This is a genomic window from Streptococcus suis (assembly GCF_046032115.1).
In the GTDB taxonomy this organism is placed as follows: domain Bacteria; phylum Bacillota; class Bacilli; order Lactobacillales; family Streptococcaceae; genus Streptococcus; species Streptococcus suis_AJ.
Window position 1 is genome coordinate 1 of record NZ_JARQOZ010000077.1, and the last position, 1,289, is coordinate 1,289.

The 1,289-nt window shown below is 38.1% G+C and carries 1 pseudogene; it reads right to left on the minus strand.

The features are described from left to right. Nucleotides 1-1,072, minus strand: a pseudogene (locus P7J36_RS11545) (transposase); the annotation flags it as partial. Nucleotides 1,073-1,289: the final 217 nt, after the last annotated feature.

A 1,289-nucleotide genomic window follows, 5' to 3' on the forward strand; every position in this document is an offset into this window, starting at 1 on the left:
GGCTATTTCCTGTTCGATGAGACTGAAGAAATGATCTGAATTTTTCTCTTGGAAATGGAACAAGAGAAATTGATAGAGTTCATAGTGCCGTCTGAGTTCATCTGAGTAGGATAGGAGTTTTTCTAGAATTTCCTTGTTAGTCAAGTGCATGCGAAACATAGGGCGATAAAATCGTTTACCGCTGAGTATACGGCTATCTTGTTGTATCAATTTCCAGTAACGTTTCAAGGCTCGGTATTCGTGCGATTTTCTGTCGAATTGATTCATAATTTGAATACGGAAACGGTTCATAGCACGACTAAGGTGTTGCACAATGTGAAATCGGTCGAGTACGATTTTTGCATTCGGGAGTGAAACAGTCTGGGAATAGACTGTTTCAGCCTGAGCTTAGAAATTGGAGAGCGAAGGGTTTAGCCAATTTGTAGTAGGGACTAAACATATCCATGGTAATGACTTTGACTTGATTTCTAACCTTTCTAGGATAGCGTAGAAAGTGATTTCGGATGGTTGCTTGTGTTCTTCCGTCCAGAATGGTAATGACATTTAGGGAATTGAAATCTTGAGCGATAAAGCTCATTTTCCCCTTTTTGAAGGCATACTCATCCCAGCTCATCACCTCAGGTAAGGTATTCCAATCTGTTTCAAACTTGAACTCATTTAGCTTTCGACTAACTGATGATGTTGAGATAGATAGCCTGTGTGCAATATGTGTCATTGCTTGATTTTCGATGAGTAATTGGGCGATTTTCTGGTTAACGGCGACAGAAATTTGGTGGTTCTTCTTGACAAGAGGAGTTTCAGCGACAGCCATTTTCCCACATTCTTTGCACTTGAAACGACGCTTTCTAAGTCGGATAAGCAAGGGATAACCAGCAGTTTCTAGGTAGGGAATTTTGGAGGGTTTTTGGAAGTCGTATTTTGCCATTTGTCCCTTGCAGGAGGGACATTTAGGGGCTGTATAATCCAAGTGACCGTGGAGTTCTAAGTGAGTTCCCATATCATATTTATCAGTGATAACGATATTTTTGTCTTTAATTCTGAGAAAATTTGTGATAAGATTTAGTTGTTCCATATGAGTCTTTCTAGAATGATAGTTTGAACGCTTTTCATTATAGGTCATATGGGACTTTTTTCTACCATTTGTCAAGTCCATCAAGGTATTTGACAAAAAATGTTTTGAGTCTCGTAATCCAAATATGGAAATTATTTTATTTTGGACTAAAGTTTAGTGAAAAAAGTGTATACAAAAGCAACACCTTATTTTGTGATTTTTTTGATAAGGTGTTACA